The organism is Micromonospora sp. NPDC049230 (assembly GCF_040647875.1).
Lineage (GTDB): Bacteria > Actinomycetota > Actinomycetes > Mycobacteriales > Micromonosporaceae > Micromonospora.
Genome location: NZ_JBEZCZ010000016.1, coordinates 1 through 21,846, shown reverse-complemented (window position 1 = coordinate 21,846; position 21,846 = coordinate 1). Strand labels below are relative to the sequence as shown.

General features: G+C 71.1%; 20 protein-coding genes and 1 pseudogene. 12 read left to right on the top strand and 9 right to left on the bottom strand.

The genetic code is table 11. The features are described 5' to 3' along the window. Positions 1-306 precede the first annotated feature (306 nt). The 4 genes from AB0A95_RS15825 (at position 307) to AB0A95_RS15810 (ending at position 2,887) form a co-directional block, all read left to right on the top strand. Positions 307-1,050 (top strand): GntR family transcriptional regulator, encoded by a 744-nt coding sequence (locus tag AB0A95_RS15825; RefSeq protein ID WP_357556447.1) that lies wholly within the window; start codon positions 307-309, stop codon positions 1,048-1,050. Between the two features lie 91 nt (positions 1,051-1,141). Next, positions 1,142-1,711: a DJ-1/PfpI family protein gene (locus tag AB0A95_RS15820; protein WP_357556446.1), complete on the top strand. Its 570-nt coding sequence runs from the start codon at positions 1,142-1,144 to the stop codon at positions 1,709-1,711. A 19-nt stretch (positions 1,712-1,730) separates the two neighbouring features. After that, positions 1,731-2,552, top strand: coding sequence for an alpha/beta hydrolase (locus AB0A95_RS15815; protein WP_357556445.1), 822 nt, complete (start codon positions 1,731-1,733; stop codon positions 2,550-2,552). Positions 2,553-2,602: 50 nt separating this feature from the next. Further along, positions 2,603-2,887 (top strand): SDR family oxidoreductase, encoded by a 285-nt coding sequence (locus AB0A95_RS15810; RefSeq protein WP_357556444.1) that lies wholly within the window; start codon positions 2,603-2,605, stop codon positions 2,885-2,887. A 384-nt stretch (positions 2,888-3,271) separates the two neighbouring features. On the opposite strand, the gene AB0A95_RS15805 is transcribed toward AB0A95_RS15810, so the two are convergent. Further along, on the bottom strand, positions 3,272-4,018 hold the full coding sequence (locus tag AB0A95_RS15805; RefSeq protein ID WP_357556443.1) for a hypothetical protein: 747 nt from the start codon (positions 4,016-4,018) through the stop codon (positions 3,272-3,274). Positions 4,019-4,707: 689 nt separating this feature from the next. Between AB0A95_RS15805 and AB0A95_RS15800 the strand changes: the two genes are divergently transcribed. From AB0A95_RS15800 to AB0A95_RS15790, 3 genes are all read left to right on the top strand, one after another. Then, a complete protein-coding gene (locus tag AB0A95_RS15800; protein ID WP_357556442.1) occupies positions 4,708-5,469 on the top strand; it encodes an ABC transporter permease in 762 nt (253 codons plus the stop codon). 125 nt (positions 5,470-5,594) lie between these two features. Further along, positions 5,595-6,137: a hypothetical protein gene (locus AB0A95_RS15795; RefSeq protein WP_357556441.1), complete on the top strand. Its 543-nt coding sequence runs from the start codon at positions 5,595-5,597 to the stop codon at positions 6,135-6,137. Next, the gene (locus AB0A95_RS15790; protein WP_357556440.1) at positions 6,134-6,367 is read left to right on the top strand and encodes a hypothetical protein; all 234 of its coding nucleotides are present in this window, start codon (positions 6,134-6,136) and stop codon (positions 6,365-6,367) included. The genes AB0A95_RS15795 and AB0A95_RS15790 overlap by 4 nt, the downstream gene beginning before the upstream one ends. Here the strand turns inward: AB0A95_RS15790 and AB0A95_RS15785 are convergent. From AB0A95_RS15785 to AB0A95_RS15770, 4 genes are all read right to left on the bottom strand, one after another. After that, entirely contained in the window at positions 6,361-7,566 is a 1,206-nt protein-coding gene (locus AB0A95_RS15785) for an esterase-like activity of phytase family protein (protein ID WP_357556439.1), read from the bottom strand. The genes AB0A95_RS15790 and AB0A95_RS15785 overlap by 7 nt on opposite strands. Positions 7,567-7,756: 190 nt before the next feature. Then, the gene (locus tag AB0A95_RS15780; protein WP_357556438.1) at positions 7,757-9,100 is read right to left on the bottom strand and encodes a M1 family metallopeptidase; all 1,344 of its coding nucleotides are present in this window, start codon (positions 9,098-9,100) and stop codon (positions 7,757-7,759) included. Continuing rightward, the gene (locus tag AB0A95_RS15775) at positions 9,097-13,005 is read right to left on the bottom strand and encodes a Pls/PosA family non-ribosomal peptide synthetase (protein WP_357556548.1); all 3,909 of its coding nucleotides are present in this window, start codon (positions 13,003-13,005) and stop codon (positions 9,097-9,099) included. The genes AB0A95_RS15780 and AB0A95_RS15775 overlap by 4 nt, the downstream gene beginning before the upstream one ends. A gap of 211 nt (positions 13,006-13,216) precedes the next feature. Continuing rightward, positions 13,217-14,032, bottom strand: a complete 816-nt coding sequence (locus tag AB0A95_RS15770; protein WP_357556437.1) for an alpha/beta fold hydrolase — start codon at positions 14,030-14,032, stop codon at positions 13,217-13,219. Positions 14,033-14,086: 54 nt separating this feature from the next. Between AB0A95_RS15770 and AB0A95_RS15765 the strand changes: the two genes are divergently transcribed. Beyond that, the gene (locus AB0A95_RS15765) at positions 14,087-14,491 is read left to right on the top strand and encodes a helix-turn-helix domain-containing protein (RefSeq protein WP_357556436.1); all 405 of its coding nucleotides are present in this window, start codon (positions 14,087-14,089) and stop codon (positions 14,489-14,491) included. A gap of 14 nt (positions 14,492-14,505) precedes the next feature. On the opposite strand, the gene AB0A95_RS15760 is transcribed toward AB0A95_RS15765, so the two are convergent. Further along, complete coding sequence (locus tag AB0A95_RS15760) at positions 14,506-15,216, bottom strand: siderophore-interacting protein (protein ID WP_357556435.1); 711 nt, start codon at positions 15,214-15,216, stop codon at positions 14,506-14,508. 510 nt (positions 15,217-15,726) lie between these two features. Between AB0A95_RS15760 and AB0A95_RS15755 the strand changes: the two genes are divergently transcribed. Next, positions 15,727-16,260: a hypothetical protein gene (locus tag AB0A95_RS15755; protein WP_357556434.1), complete on the top strand. Its 534-nt coding sequence runs from the start codon at positions 15,727-15,729 to the stop codon at positions 16,258-16,260. Between the two features lie 164 nt (positions 16,261-16,424). On the opposite strand, the gene AB0A95_RS15750 is transcribed toward AB0A95_RS15755, so the two are convergent. Beyond that, entirely contained in the window at positions 16,425-17,993 is a 1,569-nt protein-coding gene (locus AB0A95_RS15750) for a mucoidy inhibitor MuiA family protein (RefSeq protein WP_357556433.1), read from the bottom strand. A gap of 338 nt (positions 17,994-18,331) precedes the next feature. On the opposite strand from AB0A95_RS15750, the gene AB0A95_RS15745 reads away from it, so the two are divergent. Next, positions 18,332-18,997 carry a GAD-like domain-containing protein gene (locus AB0A95_RS15745; protein WP_357556432.1) on the top strand — a complete coding sequence of 222 codons (666 nt, stop codon included), beginning with the start codon at positions 18,332-18,334 and terminating at the stop codon, positions 18,995-18,997. 116 nt (positions 18,998-19,113) lie between these two features. Continuing rightward, the gene (locus AB0A95_RS15740; protein WP_357556431.1) at positions 19,114-19,383 is read left to right on the top strand and encodes a hypothetical protein; all 270 of its coding nucleotides are present in this window, start codon (positions 19,114-19,116) and stop codon (positions 19,381-19,383) included. Between the two features lie 131 nt (positions 19,384-19,514). On the opposite strand, the gene AB0A95_RS15735 is transcribed toward AB0A95_RS15740, so the two are convergent. Beyond that, positions 19,515-20,426, bottom strand: a complete 912-nt coding sequence (locus AB0A95_RS15735; protein WP_357556430.1) for a GNAT family N-acetyltransferase — start codon at positions 20,424-20,426, stop codon at positions 19,515-19,517. A 127-nt stretch (positions 20,427-20,553) separates the two neighbouring features. On the opposite strand from AB0A95_RS15735, the gene AB0A95_RS15730 reads away from it, so the two are divergent. Beyond that, positions 20,554-21,390 (top strand): TIGR02452 family protein, encoded by an 837-nt coding sequence (locus tag AB0A95_RS15730; protein ID WP_357556429.1) that lies wholly within the window; start codon positions 20,554-20,556, stop codon positions 21,388-21,390. Between the two features lie 333 nt (positions 21,391-21,723). Here AB0A95_RS15730 and AB0A95_RS15725 read toward each other — a convergent pair. Continuing rightward, a pseudogene (locus AB0A95_RS15725) lies at positions 21,724-21,846 on the bottom strand (transcriptional regulator); the annotation flags it as partial.

The window sequence follows — 21,846 nt, the reverse complement described above, 5'->3', positions numbered from 1 at the left end:
TTCGCCGGGGAACTGATGTTCGTCCTATTCGCTTCATCTTCTCGCCTGCTTTCTGAGTGGGGACTTCTAGAGCCTCGCTATGTGCTTCGCCGAGCAGGTGCTGGGTTGTTCAGGCGTGTTGCCGGGCTGTCGCGGGGGAGCGCCGGGTGATCGAGGTGGAGCGATGGCGGGGCGGTTCCGCGATGGTGCAGGATGGCGGGCGTCCGGCACTTTTCCTATACGATCCCGTGGGGGCGTCAGCATCCCGCAGCGTTGTGACTGATGTCAACAGGTTCCCGAAGGCGCAAGAAAGGACCTCACGTCACGATGGACGAGGAAGCGATGAGCGCGCGGGGCCGCAGGGCCGTGGCGGGCGGAACGCCGCAGGGAAGATCTGGTGGCAGGCTTGCCGACGAGGTGTACGACACGCTGCTCGGACAGCTGATGTCGCTCAGGATCGAGCCGGGCTCCCGTGTCACGATCGACGTCCTGGCGCGAGAGCTGGGGGTCTCGCAGACGCCGATCCGCGACGCTCTGAACCGGATGGAGGCCGAGGGCCTGGTCGTGCGCGTGCCCCATGCCGGTTACCGCATTCCTCCCCAGATCACCCGTCACCGATTCGAGGACATGCTCGAGGTCCGCCTGCTCCTCGAGCCGGCGGCGGCGCGGAGATCCGCCGAACGCGCATCCGCGGAGCAGGTGGGCGGTCTGCGGCGAATGCTGGCGGAGATGGCGGAGTTGGAGGGAGGCAGCGGGCCCACCGCCTATGGCGCCTTCGGCCTACGCGACGCCGCATTCCACGATCTCGTCGCCCTGAGCGCGGAGAACCAGGTCATCCGCGAGGCGCTCGCTCGCCTGCACAGCCACGTGCACCTCTTCCGGCTGCACCACGACATCCAGGTCACCCACCTGGCCATGGCCGAGCACGAGGAAGTGGTGGCCGCGATCGCCGCGCGCGACCCCGACGCCGCCGCCTATGCGATGCGTCGGCACATCCTGCGATCCGGCGAGCGTTTCCGACGATTGTTCGACGAGGTCAAGCGCGCGGACGGAATGGCGGCAGAGGCTTGACGGGCGGGCTGGGCCGAGGAATGCTATCAATCGATCGGATCGGATTGGATCCACCTCACCCTGTCCCGTCCCCAGACGCGAGGAGAAGCAGGTGCCCAGAGCGCTGCTCCTGACCGGCGACGCCGCCGAGGAGCTCGACACCATGTATCCCTACTATCGCGTGCAGGAGGGCGGCTGGGACGTTGACGTCTCGTCACGGACGTTGCGTGACGTGCAACTGGTCATCCACGAGTTCGACCCCAACTCCGACGCCTATGTGGAGAAGGACGGCCGCAAGCTGCCGGTCGACGTGCCGTGGGCCGAGGTCGACGTCGAGCGCTATGACGCCCTCATCATCCCCGGTGGACGTGCCCCCGAGTGGATCCGGGTCGACGCCGATGTCAGGCGCATCACCGAGCACTTCTTCGCGCGCAACCTCCCCGTCGCGCTGGTCTGCCACGGCGCGCAGGTGCCGGCGGTGTACGGGCTGCTGAAGGGTCGAAAGACCGCGTGCTTCCCGCCCATCACCGGTGACATGGAGAACGCGGGCGCGACGGTCATCGACGCTCCCGACGTCGTGGACGGCAACCTCGTCTCCTGCCGGGGGTGGCCCGACATGCCGCAGTTCGGCAGGGCGATGATGGAACTCTTCTCGAAGTCCGTCAACTCCGCATCGGCATGAGCGCACCCGGCCTGCCCCGGTGACGACACTTCGGACCGTCGCAGTCGACGGTTCCCCTGTCCACGTTCTGGAGAGCGGCACCGGCCCCGCGGTACTGATGCTGCACGGCTCCGGACCCGGCACGACCGGGTCCGGAGCCTGGGCAACGACGGCGCAGGCGCTGGGCACGTCCTGGCACCTGGTGGCCCCTGACCAGGCCGGGTTCGGCCGCACACCCGTCCCGGCGGGCGCCCGGGGCGGGCTGCGGCTGTGGACCGAGCAGGCCGCGGGCCTGATGGACGCTCTCGGTGTCGAGCACTACGCGGTGGTGGGCCACTCCATGGGCGGCGCCGTGGCGCTGGCGTTGGCGGCCGCACGTCCTGAGCGGGTCACCCGCGTCGTGGCGGTCTCGACGATGGGCGCCCCCGGGGCACCGCTGTCCGCCGATCTCGACGCGCTCTGGGCCGCACCCGCCGGCCGGCCCGGGGCACGGGACATGCTGAGTCGCCTCGTCCTCGACCAGGCGCTCGTGACCGATTCGGCAGTCGATGCCCGTGCGGCCGCGATGCGAGCGGGGGAGGCCGCGTTCGCGTCGTTGTTTCCTCCACCCAGGGCACGATGGGTCGACGATCTCACCCTCTCGGCGCAGACGCTGGCGGCGGTACGCGTGCCAGTGCTGCTCGTCCACGGGGCCGAGGACCGGGTCACCCCGCTCGGGACGGCGGCGCAGCCCCTGCTCGAACACCTCGCCGATGTCCGTCTGCACGTGTTCGGCCGATGCGGGCACGTGCCGGCGATCGAGCACCCGCACGAGTTCAGGCAACTGCTGTCGTGCTTCCTCCACCAGGACCGAGGTCACTAGTCCGGCGTGCGGTGGTCAGGTCGTCCTCCTCGCTGAATCCCTTCGTCGGTGTGTCCGAAAAACTTGCCCTCGCCACCGAGCTCGCGCCTGCCGGAATCCGCGTCAACACGATCATCCCCGGCAACGTGCTCACCCCGGGCGCCGACGCGATCCGCCAACACTTCGCCGACGCGATGAACGTTCCGCTCGCCGCCACCACAGCGAGCATCCCCATGGGGCGTCCCGGAGACCCACGCGACATCGCCGAGGCCGTCGCCTACCTCGCATCGGCCCGGGCCCAGTGGGTCACCGGGATCAGCCTGACGGTCGACGGTGGGGAAATCCCCGTCATCTAGTAGCAACGCCGTTGCGTGAGGTGGAACGGCTGTTCGTCAACCAGCACTGCCTCGCCGATCATGGAGTTGTGGTGGGTACCAGAACGCCCGTAAAGCCCTCAAAGTCGGCACCACAACTCCATGATCGTCAAGTCGGGCCCAATCCGCTCCCCGATCGGGCACTTCCTGTCCCGGGTTGACCCGCCGGCTACAGCCCTGACGCAACGGTGGTGCATCTAGTAGTGCTTTGTTGCGAAAGTCAGCCCTGGCCGGCCGCGCCACCTCGTCGTGGACGCCACGAGCGAGGTCGCCCCACTCGGCCGCTCACCACCAGGACGCAGCCGGCGGCAAATTCACAGTGTGTTTTGCCGCCGGCCGGTGCCGGGAGGAGGAACGACCGGGTGCCTACTTCTTGAGACGCCGGCTTCCGGCGTGCCAGTCCTCGACCTTGCCCGTCTCCTGCGCGGTGACTCCGTACGACGGCAGTTGTGGCTGCTCGCGCAGGCTGCGCTTGAGTTCGGCGAATCCGGGGAACTGGGCGAGGCCGACGACGTGGTCCCACAGCTGTGCGGCTTGCTTCTCGTCGGGCAGCCGGCTGATCACCGGCCCGAAGAACGCCGCGCCGTCCGGCGGCTGGAAGTGCACGATCGGCGTGCCGACGTCCTTACCCGTCAGCGCCAGCGCCTCGTCCGACTCCGCCTGGATCTCCGCGTCACGGGACGTGTCGTCGAGGAACTCGACAAGCGAGGTCGGCAGGCCGGCCTCGACGAGCGCGGCGGTGGCGAGGTCGGGAGCACCCTGCCAGCCCGGCTCCCGGCCGTCGTCGGGGCCCACCTCCAGGATGCGGGCGCCGTACGCGGTGTACAGGGGGCCGACTGCCTCGCGGCCGTGCTTCTCACGCACCGCCGAGGCCACCCGCAGCAGCCGCAGCCCCGCGGTGTGCTGGGCTTCGTACTCTGGCGGGAAGTGGGTGTCGTAGTCGATGTGCGAGTTGATCAGGCGCAGCGAGATGAACCGCCAGTCGACGGTGTAGTCCCGTTGTGCCTGCACGATCCTGATCCACTTGCTTGTCATCCACGCGAACGGGCAGATCGGATCGAAGTAGAAGTTGATGTCAGCGGGCCCGGCCGAGCCCTCGCTTCGAGAAGTCATGTGTATGACCTTTCCACTCGTTCATAACGACATGCGGCCCGTCGCGCCCCAACGGTCGAGGAGCCCCTGTGAATCCCATCGCCCACAGGTGCCTCAGCGCCGCATCGACCGAATCGGTCCACTGCCCAACCGGACGACGAACGGTCTCGCCGACACGCACCACCTCGGTCGTGGTGTTCCCGCCAACGGCTCCTCGTCGCTACCCACCAGAAGATCATGACTCAGTCCGCCGCGGACGCCAATCCGCCAGCAGTGACCTTGATCGGACCGACGGGCTCTTGTACGGCAACCGCCGTTCGTGAGCACCGAGGACGTGGCCGAGCGCGTGTTCGCACGGGTACGAGCGGAATGGTCTTCCTCTCCGGATCGGACAGTGGGTTCGTCACGAACGCCGCCGCCAGTCGGGGTTTACGCTGTGGTCCGCGGCACCGCACGATCTCCGGTCAGGGCCACGACCGCCGATGATCGACGGTTGCCGTCTATCGAGGCGAGGGCGATGTGGGCACCTTCGGAAGCGGTCCGTTCAGTAGTGACGGGGCACTGGACGTCCTTGACGAACCGCTGCACGTCGTGGCCGGTCCGGGCGGGCCATGGCAGCAAGGATGGACGACCGAGACCGACCAGGCCGAGGCGCAGCAAACCGTCGACGTTCTCACCGCCACCCGCCGTCCGGCGAACTCGTAATCCGCATGTCCTCGACGATGCTCGTGGTTGGCCCGAAGCTCGGTGTCGCGCTGGTTGTCCTGACCCTTGTGGCGGCGGCCGTCGTGACCCTCGGAAAGCTGGGTCACGGTCGGCAGGTCGTGGTCGCCGCCGTCCGTGCTGCGATCCAACTGGGAGCCGTGTCGCTGCTGATCGTGGGCATCGTGGTGTCGCTGTGGGCCACTGCCGCGTTTGTCGTCCTGATGTGCGTGGTGGCGACGGTCACGTCCGGCCGGCGCGTCACGGGCGGCAGCCGGGGATGGTGGGCGGGCGCGCCGATCGTCGCGGGCAGCATGCTGGTGGTGGCGGGGCTGCTGTCGGCTGGCCTGGTGCCGATGCGCGGTATCGCGATCATCCCGGTCGCGGGAATCCTGATCGGCGGGGCGATGACCGCGACGTCGCTGGCGGGTCGTCGCGCGCTCGACGAGTTGACCAGCCGGCATGGTGAGGTGCAGGCCGGCCTCGCCCTGGGCCTGCTACCTCGCGACGCTGTGCTGCTGGTGTGCCGTCCGGCAGCGGGGCAGGCGTTGGTCCCGGCGCTCGACCAGACCCGGACGGTGGGCCTGGTGACGCTGCCCGGCGCCTTCGTCGGGGTGCTGCTCGGTGGCGGGAGTCCTCTCGTCGCGGGGGTGACGCAGTTGGTCGTCCTCGTCGGGCTCCTTGCCGTGGAGGCTGTCGCCGTCGTCCTCACCGTCGAGTTGGTGGCCCGCGGCCGTCTCCGGCCCGCCGGATCGCGGGCGGGTCACTGACCCTCGCCCCGCTCGCCGCTGAGGTGTGTGCTCCGGGCGCACGGCGACATCGCGGCTCCGACCAGAGTTCCGCTCATCGGCGTGCGCGGCTGCCGGGTGCGGTGCCGAGCGGGTATTTTCCAGACGTGACCGAGTACGCCGCTCTGCTGCACGCCTACGGCCTCGCCGCGGACACCCCCGGCCATCTGGCGGCGCTCGCCGGCGACGACCCGGCCGCCCGCGCGAGGGCGATCACGCATCTACGGTCGGCGATCGTCCACCAGGGAACGCCGTGGACCGCGACCCCGCCTGCCGCGCTCGACGTGGCCGCGCTGCTCGCCGACCCGCGGGTGACCGATCCCGGCCTGCGCGCCGAATTGCTCACCTTCCTGGCCGCGGTGGCCGAGGCGGGCAGCAGCACGGACAGGGACCTGCCCGAGCCGGACTTCGACGTGGACGCCGCTCTGGCCGATGCGCTTCGCGACGGCGGCGAGGAGGGGATCTGGGAGGACGGGCGGCTACAGGGCGCCCTCTACGTCCGGGCCGTACTCGGTTGCCGGCAGATCCTGCCGACGTTGCTGGCCACGGCCACCGCGGCGTTGTCCGATCCGTCCCCGCAGGTCCAGGCCGCGGCCGCGCGCACGATCGACGCCTGCGGTGGGGTGAGGCCTCTCGCCCGGGAAAGGTGACCCGGGCCGCACGGACGGCCGCCGTGGTCCTGGCCACCGGCGACCTCGGCGCCGCCTGCAAGATCCTGACCCGGCGGTACGCCTGCGCCGCTCTCACCCCCGCTCGGGGCGGGTGTGCGGCGGTGCCGGTGGTGCTGACCGAGCCCCTTCGGGCGGATGCGCTGGCCGGTGTCCCGGTACGGGGTGGGCGGCGGGACAGGCCACCCACCCCGGAGTATCCGGGTCAGTAGCGACGCAGGACGCGCTTGTCGGCGTCCAGGCCGCGGTCCAGCTTGATCACGATGAACTCGTTGTTGTCCGCCTGGCCGGCCGTGCGGCCCGAGGAGGACGGGAAGTTGTTGTCGTTGAGGACGGCGATCGTGCGGTCGTCGAGGATCACCACGTCCTCGATGGTCTGGAAGGGGAACGTGAAGGTGCTGCCGAACCCGCCGACGTGTCGCGGGTTGGCGATGTTCATCAGGTCGGCGACAAGGGTCTTGTCGAGGCGCCCGTCCCGGTTCCGGTCGCGTTTGTCGGCCAGGTAGATCCGTTTCACCTTCGCCGTCTCACCCTGGCCGTTGTCCCGTTCGATGATCAGGAAGCGGTCACGGTCCACCATGATCGCGTCACCGATCGCGTGGTCGGCGGCGTCGAGCGCGTAGGTCCAGTGTCGACCGGTGTAGGCGTTGGTCCGGACGTCGAACTCGTTGAGCCGGAGCGTGCCCGTCGGGTCGCCCGCCACGGTCCCCTCAAGCAGCGGGTAGAGCGTGCCGCCGTCCGGTGACTGCGCCATGCCCTCGAAGCCCTTGCTGCTGGAGAGGTTGGCCGGGGTCGTACCGCGGGTCGGGTTCTCCGGCGCGAACACGCCGGGCAGTTGCACCGGCGCCTGTAGGAGGCGGCCCGCCCGGTCGAAGTGCAGCAGGTACGGACCGAACTCGTCACCGATCCAGTACGTGCCGTCGGCCGTCCGAGTGATCGACTCGACGTCGAAATCGGCACCGGTGAGAACGCGGTCGGCGCGGGTGAGAGCGAACGGAACGTTGCCGTACGGGTCGGTCAGGTTGATGCCGCCGACCACGTCGACGGTGCCGCCGGCGAAGCCGGGCGCGACCCGCTGGACCCGCAGCAGGAAGTCGGCGCTGTTGGCCTTGTTGCCGAAACCGTTGTCGGACAACACGTCGAAGGTGCCGTCGGTGTTGCGAAGGACGCCGCTGAACCCCTGGATCGGTTGGTCGGCGAACGGCGGGATGATGCCGTTGATCGGGGCCGTGCCCAGCGACGAGCCGGACGGTTCACTACCGGGAACGAACGTCGCCGCCGGCAACATGGCGAACTTGATCAACTCGGCCCGGTACCGCGTGCTCTGCTCGGCTGCGGACGCCGCGCCCGGCAGCGTCAGGATCAGCGCGGCCACCGCGGCACCCAGGCCGACCCGCTTGCTTACTGCCATCAATCCTCATCTCGTCGGGAACGAAGGACCATGGTGATCCGATGGCAAGGTAGAGAGACGCGGTGAATTCGGACTGGCCACCGGGAATCCGCGCCCGAACCGGGTGGTGACCCTTCGAGGCGACCCGCGACAGGTGCCGTCCGGGCAGCTCCTGCGGGTTACGGCGGCCGGGGCGAACGCGCGCCAGTGGTCAGCGGGGCAGCGGGGGCAGCGTCGGGCTGTCGAGCCAGGCGGCGAACAGGTCGGCCAGGGGCTCACGGGCGAAGCGCTGGGCGTGCAGCCGGAACTGCTCGGTCGTGACTGTCGCGTGTCGGTGCTCGGCGACCCAGGCTCGCAGGAGAGCGAAGAACGACTCGTCGCCGACCCTCTTGCGCAGGGCGTGCACAGTGAGCGCGCCACGCTTGTAGACGAGCGGGTCGAACATCCGGTCGACACCGGGATCGGCGACGATGACGTTCCGCGGGCGATCCGCGACCCACGCGTACCACCGCGCGGCCAGGGCGTCTGTCGGCAGCTCGCCGCAGACGCCGGACCACAACCATTCGGCGTACGTGGCGAAGCCCTCGTTGAGCCAGATGTGCCGCCAGTCCGCCACCGTGACGCTGTTGCCGAACCACTGGTGGGCCAGCTCGTGCACCACGAGCCGCTCGTGCGTGCGCCGCCCGTCGACGTGGTTGCGACCGAAGACCGCCATGCCCTGCGCCTCGACCGGATCGTCGAGGTCGTCGTCGGCGACCACGACGACATACTCCCGGAAGGGGTACGGCCCGAAGAGCCGCTGTAGCGCCGACATGATCTGACCATGCCGGCCGAAGTCGTGAGCGGCGTTCCGGCGCAGCGCCGGCGGGATCGCGGCGCGCTGCACCACCGCACCGACCGCCAGGTCCACCAGCTCGTAGCGGCCGATCTGGACGCTCATCAGGTACGGCGACGTGGGCTCGCGCCGCTCGTACACCCACGTCGTGCCGCCCGCGCCCCGACGTTGACGCACGGGATCACCTGTCACCAGCACCGTGTACGGGGTGGCGGTGGTGACCGCCACCCGGAAGGTGGCCTTGGCGCCGGGCTGGTCGTCGCACGGGAACCACGACGGCGACCCGTTCGGCTGGCTGGCCACGAGCGCCCCGTCGGTGAGTTCCTCCCACCCGAGGCTGCCCCAGCGGCCGGCGATGGGCACCGGCTTGCCCGCGTACCGGATCTCCACCCGGAAGGTGTCCCCGGCGCCGATCGGCCGCTCGGGTTTGATCTGTAGCTTGTCCGGGCGGTGCAGGTACTTCGCCGGGCGCCCGTCCACCCGGACGTCCTGGACGCGCAGCCGACCGAGGTCGAGGGTGAACCGCGACAACGACTGCACGGCCACCGCGGTGATGTCCGCCCGGCCGGCGAGGCGGTTGGTCACGACCCGGTAGTCGAGGTCGAGGTCGTAGTGCCGCACCCGGTAGCCGCCGTTGCCGTGCTCTGGCAGGTAGGAGTCGCCGGATCGACCGGCGCCGGGCGTCGCGCCGCTCGATGCCGACGCCGCCTTCGGATTCACGCCGACCGTGCCGCTGGCGCCGGCCAGGTGGTGATCGGGTTACCCAACCAACGGCTGTCGCACGGCACGGCGTCGCCGCGGGTCACCAGCGAACCGGGCCCGACGGTGGTCCGCGCCCCGATGCTCGCGCCCGGCAGAACGATGCCGTGCGGGCCCAGCGCGGCTCCCGCGCCAAGTGTCACCTCGTCCATGCTCATCACACGATCATGGAACAGGTGGGTCTGCACCACACAACCGCGGTTCACCGTGGCGCCGTCGCCGAGGCGCACCAGGTCGTACTCGGGCAGCCAGTAGGTCTCCAGCCAGACGCCCCGGCCGATCTTCGCGCCGAGCGTGCGCAGCCACGCCGTGAGTAGTGGCGTGCCGGTCGCGAAGCGGACCAGCCACGGCGCGGCGAGGACCTCGACGAACGTGTCCGCGAGCTCGTTGCGCCAGACGAAGGAGGTCCACAGCGCGCGCTCGGTGACCCGGAAGCGCCCGACCAGCAGCCACTTCGCGGCCGTCGCGGTGGCGGCGGCGGTGATCGCCGCGCCGAGCAGCACCGGCCCGGCGGCCAGCGCGGCCACCCACCACCCGCCGGCCCGCCAGGTGGTCGCGAGTACGGCCAGGACGCCGACCGCCAGAGCGGCGGCACACATCACCGGGACGATCCGGCACAGCTCGATCGCGGCCCGGGCCAGCTTGAGGCGGAGCGGCGGGTCGAAGGTGCGGCTGGTGTCTGCCGCTTCCACCGTCCGGCGCAGCGGCATCGGTGGTGCGCCGAGCCACGACGAGCCCTTCTTCGCCTTGAACGGCGCCGACGACAACACGCCGACAAGCCCGCGCTTGGGCACCGAACGCCCGGGGGCCGCCATTCCCGAGTTGCCGAGGAACGCCTGCTTCCCGATGCGGGCCGGGGCGACCCGCAGCCAGCCGTGGCTCAGCTCGTAGGTCGCGACCATTGTGTCGTCGGCCAGGAAGGCCCCGTCGGCGACGGTGGTCATCGCCGGCACCGCGAGCACTGTGGAAGCCTCCACCCCGCGCCCCACCTTGGCGCCCAACAGCCGCAACCACACGGGCGTGAAGAGACTGGCGTAGAGCGGGAACAGCCCGACCCGCGCCAACCCCATCAGCCGCTCGGTCGTCCACACCTGCCACGCCACCCGCCCCTGCACCTGGTGGTACCCGGTGCGCAGGCCGATGCTGAGCGCCCGCACCGCCCCGAGCACCAGCAGCGCGTAGCCCACCAGGTAGACGACAGTCGCCACCGCGACGGCGGCCAGCACCGCGCCGACAGTGGGCCGGACGGCGAGCGTCCAGCCGAGCAGGGCGAGCGCCGGCAGGGCGGCCACGACAGGCACCAGCCCCAACAGTTGGGCGGTCAGCGCGTACGCGATCGGCCACCCGCGAGACCGCAGTCGCGTTCGTGGGGGCCGCTGACCGGGCCATTCGGCGGGATCCTTGGCAGCGGGGGTGGCAGGTGAGCCGGCCCAGCGCTGATTCGCCGGTACGGCGCCTGTCACTGTCGAGCCGGCGGCGATGCGCGCCCCCTTGCCGATGCGGGCGCCGGGCATCAGGGTGCTGCGGGAACCCACCCGGGCACCCGCGCCGACGCGGACCCTGCCGACATGGACGACATCGCCGTCCACCCAGTGGCCGGCCAGATCGACCTCTGGCTCGATCGCCGCGCCGCGGCCCAGTTTCAGCAGACCGGTGACCGGCGGCGCGGAGTGCAGGTCGACGTCGGAGGCGATGGACGCGCCGAGCGCCCGGGCATAGGTGATCATCCAGGATGCCCCGGCGACGCTCGTGGCGCCGGTCAGCTCGGCGAGGCGTTCGGCGGCCCACAGCCGCAGGTGCACGCCGCCGCCGCGCGGGTAGCTGCCGGGGCGTACCCCGCGCAGCAGCAGTCGCGCTCCCGCGGCGGCCAGGGCGATCCGGCCCAGCGGGCTGAACAGCAGAAGCCAGCCCAGCGCCACCCACCACCAGGACACGACAGGCGCCCAGGGTGCCGGTGTGAGCAGGGTGAGCACGTTGCCGAGGGCGGCCAGGACAGTCAGCCAGCGCAGCCCGACCAGCGCGAGCATCGGCACCATCAGCGCGGCCTGGATCAGCCCGGCGCGCCTCGGCGTCGGCCGGACCTCCCGGCGTGTCGCCGCTGTGCTGTCGAGCGCGTCGAGCATCGTCGCGAGCCGCGACAGTTTCGGGTGGAGGTAGATGTCCGCCACCGAGACCCGGGGGTGCCGGCGACGGATCCAGGCCACCAGTTGCGCCGCGTTCAGGCTGCCGCCGCCGTGGGTGAAGAAGTCCGCGTCCGCCTCGGTGGGGCGTACGCCGAGGATTTCCGCCCAACCGCCGGCGAGCCACTCCTCGGTCGCGGTCAGCTCGCCCGCGGTGTCCTGCCCGGTGGCCAGCGGCCAGGGCAGCGCGGCCCGATCCACCTTGCCGGACGTCCGGGTCGGCAACTCGTCCACCACGGCCAGCAGCGGCACGAGCGCGGCCGGCAACTGCTCGCGGATCCGCAGCGCCGCCGCCGCGGCATCGAAGGTGACGCCGTCGTGCGCAACGACGTACCCCACAAGCAGTTGGTTGCCCGCGGCGGTGCGCCGCACGGCCGCGGCGGCACCGGCGACGCCGGGCAGCGCCTGTAACGCGGCGTCGATCTCACCCAGCTCGATCCGGCGTCCGCCGAGCTTCACCTGTTCGTCACCGCGGCCGACGAACAGGAGCCCTTCCGGCTCCGCCCGGACGATGTCACCGCTGCGGTACGCCCGCTGCCAGCCGAGCGCGGGCAGCGCCGCGAACTTCTCGGCGTCCTTGCCCGCGTCCAGGTAGCGGGCGAGACCCACCCCGCCGATCACCAGCTCGCCGGTCTCACCCATCGCGACCGGATCGCCCGAGGCGTCGACCACCGCGAGGTCCCAGCCGGCCAGCGGCAGCCCGATCCGGACCGGCCCCTCGCCGGTCATCCGCGCGGCGCAGGCCACCACTGTCGCCTCGGTCGGTCCGTAGGTGTTCCAGACCTCGCGTCCCTCGACGGCCAGGCGCTGCGCCAGTTCCGGTGGGCAGGCCTCGCCACCGAAGATCAGCAGCCGGACGTCCTCCAGCGCCTCGACCGGCCACAGCGCGGCGAGCGTCGGCACCGTCGACACCACCGAGATGCGCTGCTCGGCCAGCCACGGACCGAGGTCGACGCCGCTGCGCACGAGCGACCGCGCGGCCGGCACCAGACAGGCACCGTGCCGCCACGCCAGCCACATCTCCTCGCAGGACGCGTCGAACGCCACCGACAACCCGGCCAGGACCCGGTCCTGCGGGCCGATCGCCTCGCTGGCCTCGTCGGCGAGGAACAACAGCGCCTCGGCGTCCACGAAAGCCGCCGCCGCGCCGTGGCTGACCGCCACCCCCTTCGGGGTGCCCGTCGAGCCGGAGGTGAAGATGATCCAGGCGTCGTCGTCCGGGCCGGGCCGGGCGATCCGACCCACTGGGGTACGCCGCACCGACACCGCCAGCCCGTCCCCGAGCACCGCCGCGACGCCCGCCTCGGCGAAGACCAGCTCGACGCGCTCCTCCGGATCGTCCGCGTCCACCGGTACGTAGGCCGCGCCGGCCGCGAGAACGCCGAGGATCGCCAGGTACAGCTCGGCCGTACCGGAGGAGATCCGGATGCCCACGCGGTCGCCGACACCGATGCCGTGCCCGGCCAGCGACTGCCGGACGGCCGCTACCTCGTCGGCCAGGTCGCGGTACGTCAAGGCCGTGGCACCGTTGTCGAGTGCGAGAGCCTCGGCGTGCGCGCGCACGGAGTCGTCGAGAATGTCGACGAGCGTGCGGCGGGTCGGGGCCGGGGAGGATCGGAACACCGCGGGGGTCCTCGGTGCGGCAGCTGTCGGCGGTGGCGTAACCACCACGAGTTCACTTGTCACGGGCACCCGGCGTTCACCATCTTCGTCTCGCGGATCGGCGTCAACCAGGCATGCGGCATGCGGACCCGCCCTGGGCAGCCCTCAACGCTACGTCGCCCCCGGCCGGAAAAGGCGGCGAAGTAACGGCTTCGTGGCCACCACCACAACGATCCCTCCCCCGAACACCGAACGGCACATCGTCTACGGCGGACGCCCGGATGTTGCCGCTCGGCTATCGGGACGTGGCGGAGTCGACGCGGAGCAACCGCGCGACGGCGTCCGGGCGGTCCAGTGCCACGATGTGGCCGCTGCGGGGGATCAGCTCACCGGAAAGGTCGTCGGCGATGGGAGCGAGCTGCCGGTAGAGCAGGTCGCCGACGGTGTTGCCGCCGACGGCCAGGGTGGGCGTGGTCAGCCGGCCCGCCGTGGAGATCGCTGCCGCGTTCTGCTCGGCGGCGCGGTAGTAGCCGAAGCCGCAGCGCAGCGCCTCGCGACCGGTGTACGCGCCGACGAACGCGTCGCGGATCTGCGGGGGCACCCCCCGACGTTCGAAGGTGCCGGCCAGGAGGAACCAGTCGAGGTATTCGGCCTCGTGGCCTTCGAGCACCGTCTCGGCCAGTCCAGGGGCCGTGTGGAAGCCGAACCACCACGGTGGTGCCGGGAAGCCACCGGGCAGGCCGGGCAGCGTCGCCTCCATCAGCACCAGGCGGCGTACCCGGGCCGGGTGTTGGGCGCCGAGCAGGAAAGCGGCGGGCACGCCCGCGTCCAGGGCCACGACCTCGGCCTGCTCGACCCCCAGCGCGTCGAGCAGGCCGAGCATGTCAGCGGCGCCGGTCGCCGCGTCGAACCCGTCCGCCGCGCGGGCGCTGTCGCCCAGCCCGCGTAGGTCTGGTGCGATGACGCGGCGCCGCCCATCCAGCAACGGCAGCACCTCGCGCCAGACCTGCCAGGTGTGCGGCCAGCCGTGCATCAGCAGCACCGGTGGGCCCTCGCCGTCCAGGGCGACGTTCAACTCGGTGTTGTTTGTCCGGATCCTGCGCAATTCCATGTCTGGCCTCCTGGCGGTTACCATTGGTTACCTGCATACCATGGGAGATGCCTGATGACCTGGCAAGAGGGCACTCTTGCGCCACCCGGTGAGCCCGGGGTAACCGGGGATCTCTTCAGCCCGGACTGCCCGACCCGACAACTGCTCGACCGGATCGGCGACAAGTGGACGTCGATGCTGATCAAGGTGCTGGCGGAGAACCATCCGGCAGAACTCGGGTTCGCGGAGCTACGTCGCCGCGCCCCCGGAGTGTCGAACAAGATGCTGTCGCAGACGTTGCAGAGCCTGTGCCGCGACGGCCTGGTCACCCGCCGCGTCGAGACGAGCGTTCCGCCGCGCGTCCATTACGCGCTCACCAGCCTTGGTCTCTCCTTGGACACCCCGCTGGCGGTGGTCCGGGCCTGGGCCGAGCAGCACATCTCCACAATCGAGGAACACCGTCGCAGCCCTGGCCGGTAGTGGCGCTGCGCGGCTCAGTCGAGGCCGGTGCGGCCCTCGGCCCAATATGCCTTGCCCATGACCTGCCGGGGTTTGCGCTCCCACCCACGACTGTCCCGCCGTACGGCGTGCACCGTCGCCGCGTCGCCGGTCACGACGAGGGTGTACGACGCCTGGACGGCCGCCGCGCGGCAGCGCTGGAGAAGCTCGACCCGGTCGGCGTCCTTGGGGACGACCGCCACTCGTTCGGTGATCCCCAGTTGGGCGAGTACGTCGGTGAGCGCGAGGGGATCGTGTGCCTCGAAGACGTGCGACGTCTCGGCGGGGACGGTGCGCAACGCGAGGGCGAGCGCCACGCTGGTCTCGTCCCCGACGAAGAGCACGGGACCGGTGGCCCCGCGCAGGTCGATGGAGCGCCGTGGCCCGAAGACCGCACAGCTCTGGCCTTCCGCCACCCGCTCGAACCACTGCCCCGCCGGACCGTCTCCGTGCGTGTAGGCGACCAGCTCCGTCACACCCCGGGCGGCGTCCCAACTCGTCGGTGTGTAGGTGCGCAGACTCATCGAGCCGCGCCGCGGACGGAGCTGGAGTTTCGCTCCGGGCACCCAGGTCGCCTTTCGGAACGCCTCGGCCGACAGCGTCATCCGAATGAACTCGGGGGAGAGGTGGCTGAGGCCGGCGACGTGGGCGTTGTCCAGCATCACGCCACTGGCGAGGTCGGCCAGGCGTTCCGCGAGTCCGGGCATTGGTCCTCAATTCAGGCGTGGTGCTGGTGCGGCCAGCTGCTTCTGCGCTGGGTCATCCCGTAAGTCGTACCCGATCGGCTTGTCGCTCTGGAACCCGAGGTGGCGCGGGAACTGCCCGTTGCCCCGATCGGCCGAGGTGGACACATCGATCGGGCCCGCTCCACGCGACGCTCGACCGACCCATGTCCCGAGCGCGCTCCCCGAGAGAACCGGATCGTCCCACCACCTCAGGCCATCCCGCCCACCGGGCGACGCGCGTCGATCCACCAATGCGTGATTCGGCTGATGCCGCTTCCGGCAATGGGTGACGTCGCCCACCGATCGAGGGCGTGCCGAGATCCGGTCGACCGGCAGGGGCAGGGCCGACGACCTCCGATGCGCGAACAAGGGACAGTCTGCCGCGTCGTAACGCGCAATGCCTTTCGCGCTCCCCAAAACCGTGGCCATACTCTACGCGTCCAACCGAACGCCCTGAGTGACATGCCCGGGCGTCTGCTGACAGGAGATGACGTGCTTAGACGCGCTTCCACGCTGGGGGTCGCCCTGCTGGCCTGCTTCGCGTTCGTCGGCGTGAACGCCTTGCCGGCGCGGGCGTGGGTCCCCGAGTGCCCCGTCGACTCGGAGTGTGGCGGTGGCGGCGGCGGTGAGGGTGGTGGTGGTGGCGGCACCCCACCCGCCCCGACCTACAACCTGCAGGGCGTCATCCAACTAGAAGACACCGGCCACGAAGGAAGCTGGCCACTGCGTGTGGGTGGCATCAAGGTCCGCGGCTACTCCCGGCTCGCCACCCGGGGCAACGACCGGGTGGACGCCAACTACATAAACGTCAGGTGCTCCGCCACAGTGCTCAGCTACGCCACCCACGACTACGACTCCGAGAACAACGGCGCCCTCGTCGACGTGACCTTCTGGTCTCCGACCGTCCCGGTCACCGGCGTCCCCGTCCAGTCCCGCACGGTCACTGTCAACTGCACCCACCACGCCGAGAAGAACGGCGTCAACTACGACACCACAAGCACCGCCCAGTTCGTCATTTCCGAGTGATTCCCGGCGGGGGCGGTCCAGACCGGACCGTCCCCGCAACCGGACCAACCTCACCACCGGGGCGGTGACAGCATGCTCCGTCGGCTCCAGGGGCGGGGCTACGTGCTGGCCGAGCCCGATCCGAGCGGACCGGCGGGGGTGATCGTGACCCTGCGATGAGGTGCCTACTCCCGCCAGCCGGTCAGTTCCACCCCCTTGGCCAACTCCACCCGGAAGCCGACGGTGATCTCACCGCTCTCGCCCGGCGCGAGCGACAGCCGCCAGGCCAGCTCTCCCAGCTCCGTACGCTCCGTCGGGGCCGGCGCCAGGGTCGTCTCCCGCACCACCACCGCCTCGTCGCGCGACACCGGCAGTTGGTCGCGTACCTCGACCGTCGCCGACCGTGGCGTGTGGTTGGCGACGGTGATCCGGTAGTCCACCTCCCGCCGCCGCGTCGATCCGAGCGCGGCCTTGGTCTCCGAGCGCCGGTGCAGCTTCCGCTCCACCCGCAACCGGTCGTCGACTCCGAGCCCCAGCTCGATCTCCTCGCCCGGCGCCCACATCGGCAGCCCGGTGGCCGCGACGAAATCGGCGCCGTGGAAGACCGCCGCCGGACCGGGCAGCATCGTGTGGTCCGACGTGTTGCGTACCGTGGCACGCAGGTGCGCCTCGGCGGCGCGAACCGGCACCGTCACGTGGTCCAGTTGGGCCGGCAGCTCCAGCACGGCGATGGTGGCTCGGTGGGCGCTGCCGTCGGCCGGCACCGCTGCCGGCCGGGCCGGCCGGTAGGTGGCCGCGCTGACGCCCTGCTCCACCTGGGCGACGCTCTCCTGCAACCGGGCCCGGGACGCCGCGGGCGGAGCCGGTGCCCCACCCGGTGCCGGGGGCGGCATCCCGACCGGCACGGCCGCCGCCGCGCCCGCGACCGGCATCGGCCGGGACCGGTCGAGATACCAGGGCGACAATTCGGGTACGACTGTCGTCGCCGCGGGCCGGGCGGTCGAGAGCCGGAGTTCGCACTCCGGCCAGTCCTCTCCGGTGCTCTGGCTGACCAACCCGAACCAGGTGACGGTCATCGTGTCGTCGACCAGCCGCAGGTCATAGGAGGGCCGCCACACCGCGCCGTCGACCAGATAGGTCAGCTCCAGCTCCACCTCCGCACCCTCGTCCGCCACCGAGACCGTCACCTCGGCGGCCAACCGGTCCGGCGTCCGCTTGCCGCGTGCGGCGTTCAGGTCGCGCTCGACCGCTGCCAACTCCGCGGCCAACTCGGTGCGCCGCCGAGACAGCCCGCGCCGCCGGCCGCGTGACTCGGCGAGCTGACCGGCCACCGAGTCGGTGAAGGACGCCACGTCGGTCGGCGTCGCTTCGCCGGAGGCCAACGCCCGGGCGTACGTGCCACCGGCGCGCTCGGCCAACCGGGTGAGGAACTCCCCGCGCTGCTCCTCGACCGCGTCCGCGTCCGCGAGCTCGGCCAACTCGTCGTTCAGCTCGCGGCGTCGCTGTTCGAGACCGACGATCTGCGGGTCGGCGCTGCGGGCCTGCCGCCAGGTGGTCACATCCACACCGAGCACCGTTGCCGCGCCCCGCCCACCGACCCGGATGGAGTCGCGCCGCAGGCCGAGTGGGAGTGGCGCGACGCGTAGGCGGTGCTCGCCGGCGGTCAGCCGAGGGCTGCATCGGCGGGTGACCCGGGCCCGGTCCGGGTAGACGGTGACGCCGACGATGGGTGCGTTGATCTCGGTGCTCTCCACGGCGCGAGGGTAGTGCAAGCAGTCCACGCATGCCGCGCGAGCGAACCAGCGGCGACGAAGATCCGCACCATCACCCGTCGCACGAACGCGATCGGGCCCGTCGACGCCCGTTGCCGGCTGGCTGGACGGGCGCGGTCCTCCTCAGCAGCGCCCGGGTCGGTTGTCAAAGGAGCAGCGTCCCCGCCACAGCGGTCGCCGTGAGCGCGACGTCCCACCCATGTGTCTGTCCTCCTCCCCACGGGCCGCCACCACCCCCGATGGTGCGCAGCGCACGGCGAATAGGCTGCGGCGCGTTGGCTAAGCGGACAATTGGTGAGCGATGCGAGGGAGGCAAACCGATGGTGCATGTTGACGTAGCGGAATTGGCCGAGAACTGGGGACCGCCAACCCGTTCCGAGCCGGTCGGCGCTGATCGGCTGGCTCAGTATGCAGGGGTTGTGCCCGATCTGCTGCTGGCGTGTTGGCGAGAGTACGGATTCGCCGGCTTCGCTGACGGATCGTTCTGGTTGTGTGATCCGGACGTGTGGCAGCCGGCGGTCGACGCGTGGACAGACGGCCTCGTGTTACCGAGAGAAGATCGATGGATTGCGGTGAGCCGCAGTGCGTTCGGCGATGTGGAGGTGTGGGGGCAGCAGACGGGTTCGCGGTTGACGATCACGGCGCAGTACGGGTGGGTGGTCCCTTCCGGTCGGTCCGGCCGCGAACTGTCCGACGATGCCCGCAACGACCTGCTGTACGCGCTGTTGATGTGCCAGGACCGCCGCAGTGTCGACCTTCACGGCGCTGACCGGGAGCCGTTGTTCGAACGGATACTCGCACTGCGTGGCCCGGTGGGCCCCGACACCATCTACGGATTTGTCCCGGCGCTGGGTCTCGGCGGGGCGCTGCGCCCCGAGCGGGCCGAGATCTTCGACGGACCCGTCCATCTGGAACTGCTCGCCGAGATCTCCGAGCGTCGCGTCGTGGACGAAGAAGACCTCCTGCACATGTGGATCGGTCAGTGACCGGCCCAGGCCCTGCCGGCGACCGGACGGCAGCCGAGCACCCGCCGGGCACGGCCGCGTCGCCGCGGGTGCCCGTCGCACGGCCGACCGGACAGGCGTTGCCGGGGTGGCGGCCGGTGCGGGCCACCGAGACGGGCCTGAGTGGACGTGCCGCGCGCCTCCTGACCAGTGAGCCGACCGACGACGCGGGATGGCCGGCCGACCTGCCGACCGGGGTGCCGGACGTGGTCATCGTCGAGGACACTCCCAGCCCGACAGCCACTCTCAAGGTGCGGACCAGTGGGAACGCCGCGCCGAAGACCGCACGGGTCAGGTTTGACCAACTCGCCGTGCACGACACGTACGGAGAAGGTGACAGCCGTCGCGCGACCGGCGGAGCGGGGTGACAACGGGCGGTAGGGTGAGTTACCGATCAATATGAACTGTGGTGCCGGTGAGTCTGATCCAGGCGGGTGTCACCGCGGCGACGACGACGCTGGCGGTCCTGATCGGCGGGCGACCTCACCGGCCTACGCCGTCAGCGGACGATGACGAGGTTGGCCATCTCGACGACCGGCCGGTAGCCGAGGGTGGCGTAGATCCTGTTCGACGTCGGGTTGGCCTGGTCGGTGAACAGGCAGACCCGCGCGCCCTCGGCCTGGATCCGCCGGGACACCTCGGCGACCGCGTTGCTGGCCCAACCGCGTCCGCGCTGGGCCGGCGGCGTGTACACCGGGCCCAACCGGGCCACCCCGAACGACGGCGGGTTGGCCCCGGTGAGGTGCACCGGCTCACCGGTCTCGTCGACCCAGAACCAGTATCGTCCACTGTGGATTCGGCGCAGCAGCTCCGCGTCGTCTGGCACATCGTGTGCACTGGTGCCGCGCGGGCGGCCCGCCTGTTCGTCGGCGTCGCCCATGAACGCGGCGCACCACTCGGTGACCAGTGCCACGTCGGCCTCGGTCGCGACCACCAGGCCGCCCGGCACCGTCGGCGGCCACGCCAGCTCGCCGAGCTCGTGCAGCCGGGTGTGCTGGGTGACCTGGACTCGACCCCCGCCGAGCCGGGTCAGCTCGGCGGCGCACAGGTCAGCGGCGGGCAGGGCCCCGTTGACCCCGAGGACCTCCTCCTCGCGCCTGTGCAACTCGTGGGCCAGCGCAACGGCCGCCTCGTCGGGCATGGGCAGCAGGAATGGCGGGTAGGGGGCGTACGGCGCCGTACGCATCCCGGCACCGACCACAGTGCCGGAGTCGTCGAAGACCACCAGCCACCAGTTGCGGTCGGGCTGCGGAATCCCCTCGGCCCGTTGCGAGAGCACCCGGTGCGCGATCGTGGTCACGACCGTGCTGACGACGGGATCGGCGCCCAGGTAGGCACCCGCGGCGGCCAGGAACTCGCCCGGATCGGTGTAGAACCGCAGTCGCAGCCCGGCGGTCGAAACAGTGCTCATCCGCGTACGCTAGTCACCGCCGCGCCCCGGTGGCACCGATATTACCGGCCTGGTTGCCGGTCGCGGCGGGACTGCCTAGCGTGGTCCCTGTGACGAACGAGGGTCGCAGCGCGGACGGGTACGCCGGGTGAGCGACCGCCTCCGCGAGATTGCCCGGCAGACTGTCGCAATCGCTGATTCGGGTCGCTATCGCAACGGCGCCGGTGACGAGGTCGGCGTTGGCGAGGGTGTCCGTGCCGCGGTCGCCGGCACTCGTCTGCACCTGCCAGACGAGGTGTCCGCGGCGGGAGACACGCAGCCCGGCGGAGGCAGGGTGGAGGTGACGGGCGAGTCGACGTTGCAGGCGGCACGCCGGCTGGCGCCCGGAGCGGCCTGTCTGGTGTTCGCCTCGGCGAAGAGCCCGGGTGGTGGCTTCCTGAGCGGAGCGCAGGCGCAGGAGGAGAGCATCGCCCGCTCCTCGGCGCTGTACGCGTGCCTCAGTGCCGCCCCGGAGTTCTACGCGTTCCACCGGGAACAGCGGGACCTGCGCTACAGCGACCGCGTCATCTTCTCCCCGGACGTGCCGGTGTTCCGGGACGACGAGGGCAAGCTGCTCGACCAGCCGTACACGACGTCGTTCCTGACCGCCGCGGCGCCGAACCTGGGCGCGATCCTCCGCGAGCAGCCCGGGCACGCTGCGGACGTGCCGGCGGTGCTGGCCCGGCGCGCGCGCCGAGTGCTGGAGGTCGCGGCCGCGCACGGACGTCGGACGGTGGTGTTGGGCGCGTGGGGATGCGGTGTCTTCCGCAACGACCCGGCCACGGTCGCCGACGCCTTCGCCTCCGCGCTGCGCGCGGTCGACCGCTTCGACCACGTGGTGTTCGCCATCCGCGACAACGTGCCGGGAAGACCGGTGTACCGCACGTTCGCGGAACGCTTCCCGGGGACCGCCGCGGACCTGGCGGTGGGGAGCGGGCGTGGGTGAGCGGAGCGGGCCACCGGGGCCGACATCTGGTGGGTGGTGACCGGAGCGCGCCGGTACGGGGGACAGGTCGGTGGGGGTGGCAGCCGGGGTGTGTGGGCAGCGGGCGGCTGGCGATCCGCCGGGCGGTCGTGCGGGAGCTGCGTGTCGGCCGGTTGGAGATCGACGAGTTGGTGGTGCCACAGCCGAGGCACTGCCGAGGAATAACCGGCACCCAACCCCACCACACACCCACCGGCCCTCCGCCCCGGTGCGCGGTCATCCCGTAGGCCCGCTGGGCGGTTGTCGGTGCTGCTGGCGACGGGCCAACCGACACTAGCCGGAGTGGCGCGTTTCTCAGCAGCACCCCTCGGACTCGGCGGCGGGGCAGGCGGCCGGATCGACGGCCAGGACCAGGCCGAGGAGGTCTCCGAGGGCGTGCGCGAGTCGGGCGTCGGCCAGTTCGTAGCGGCTACGCCG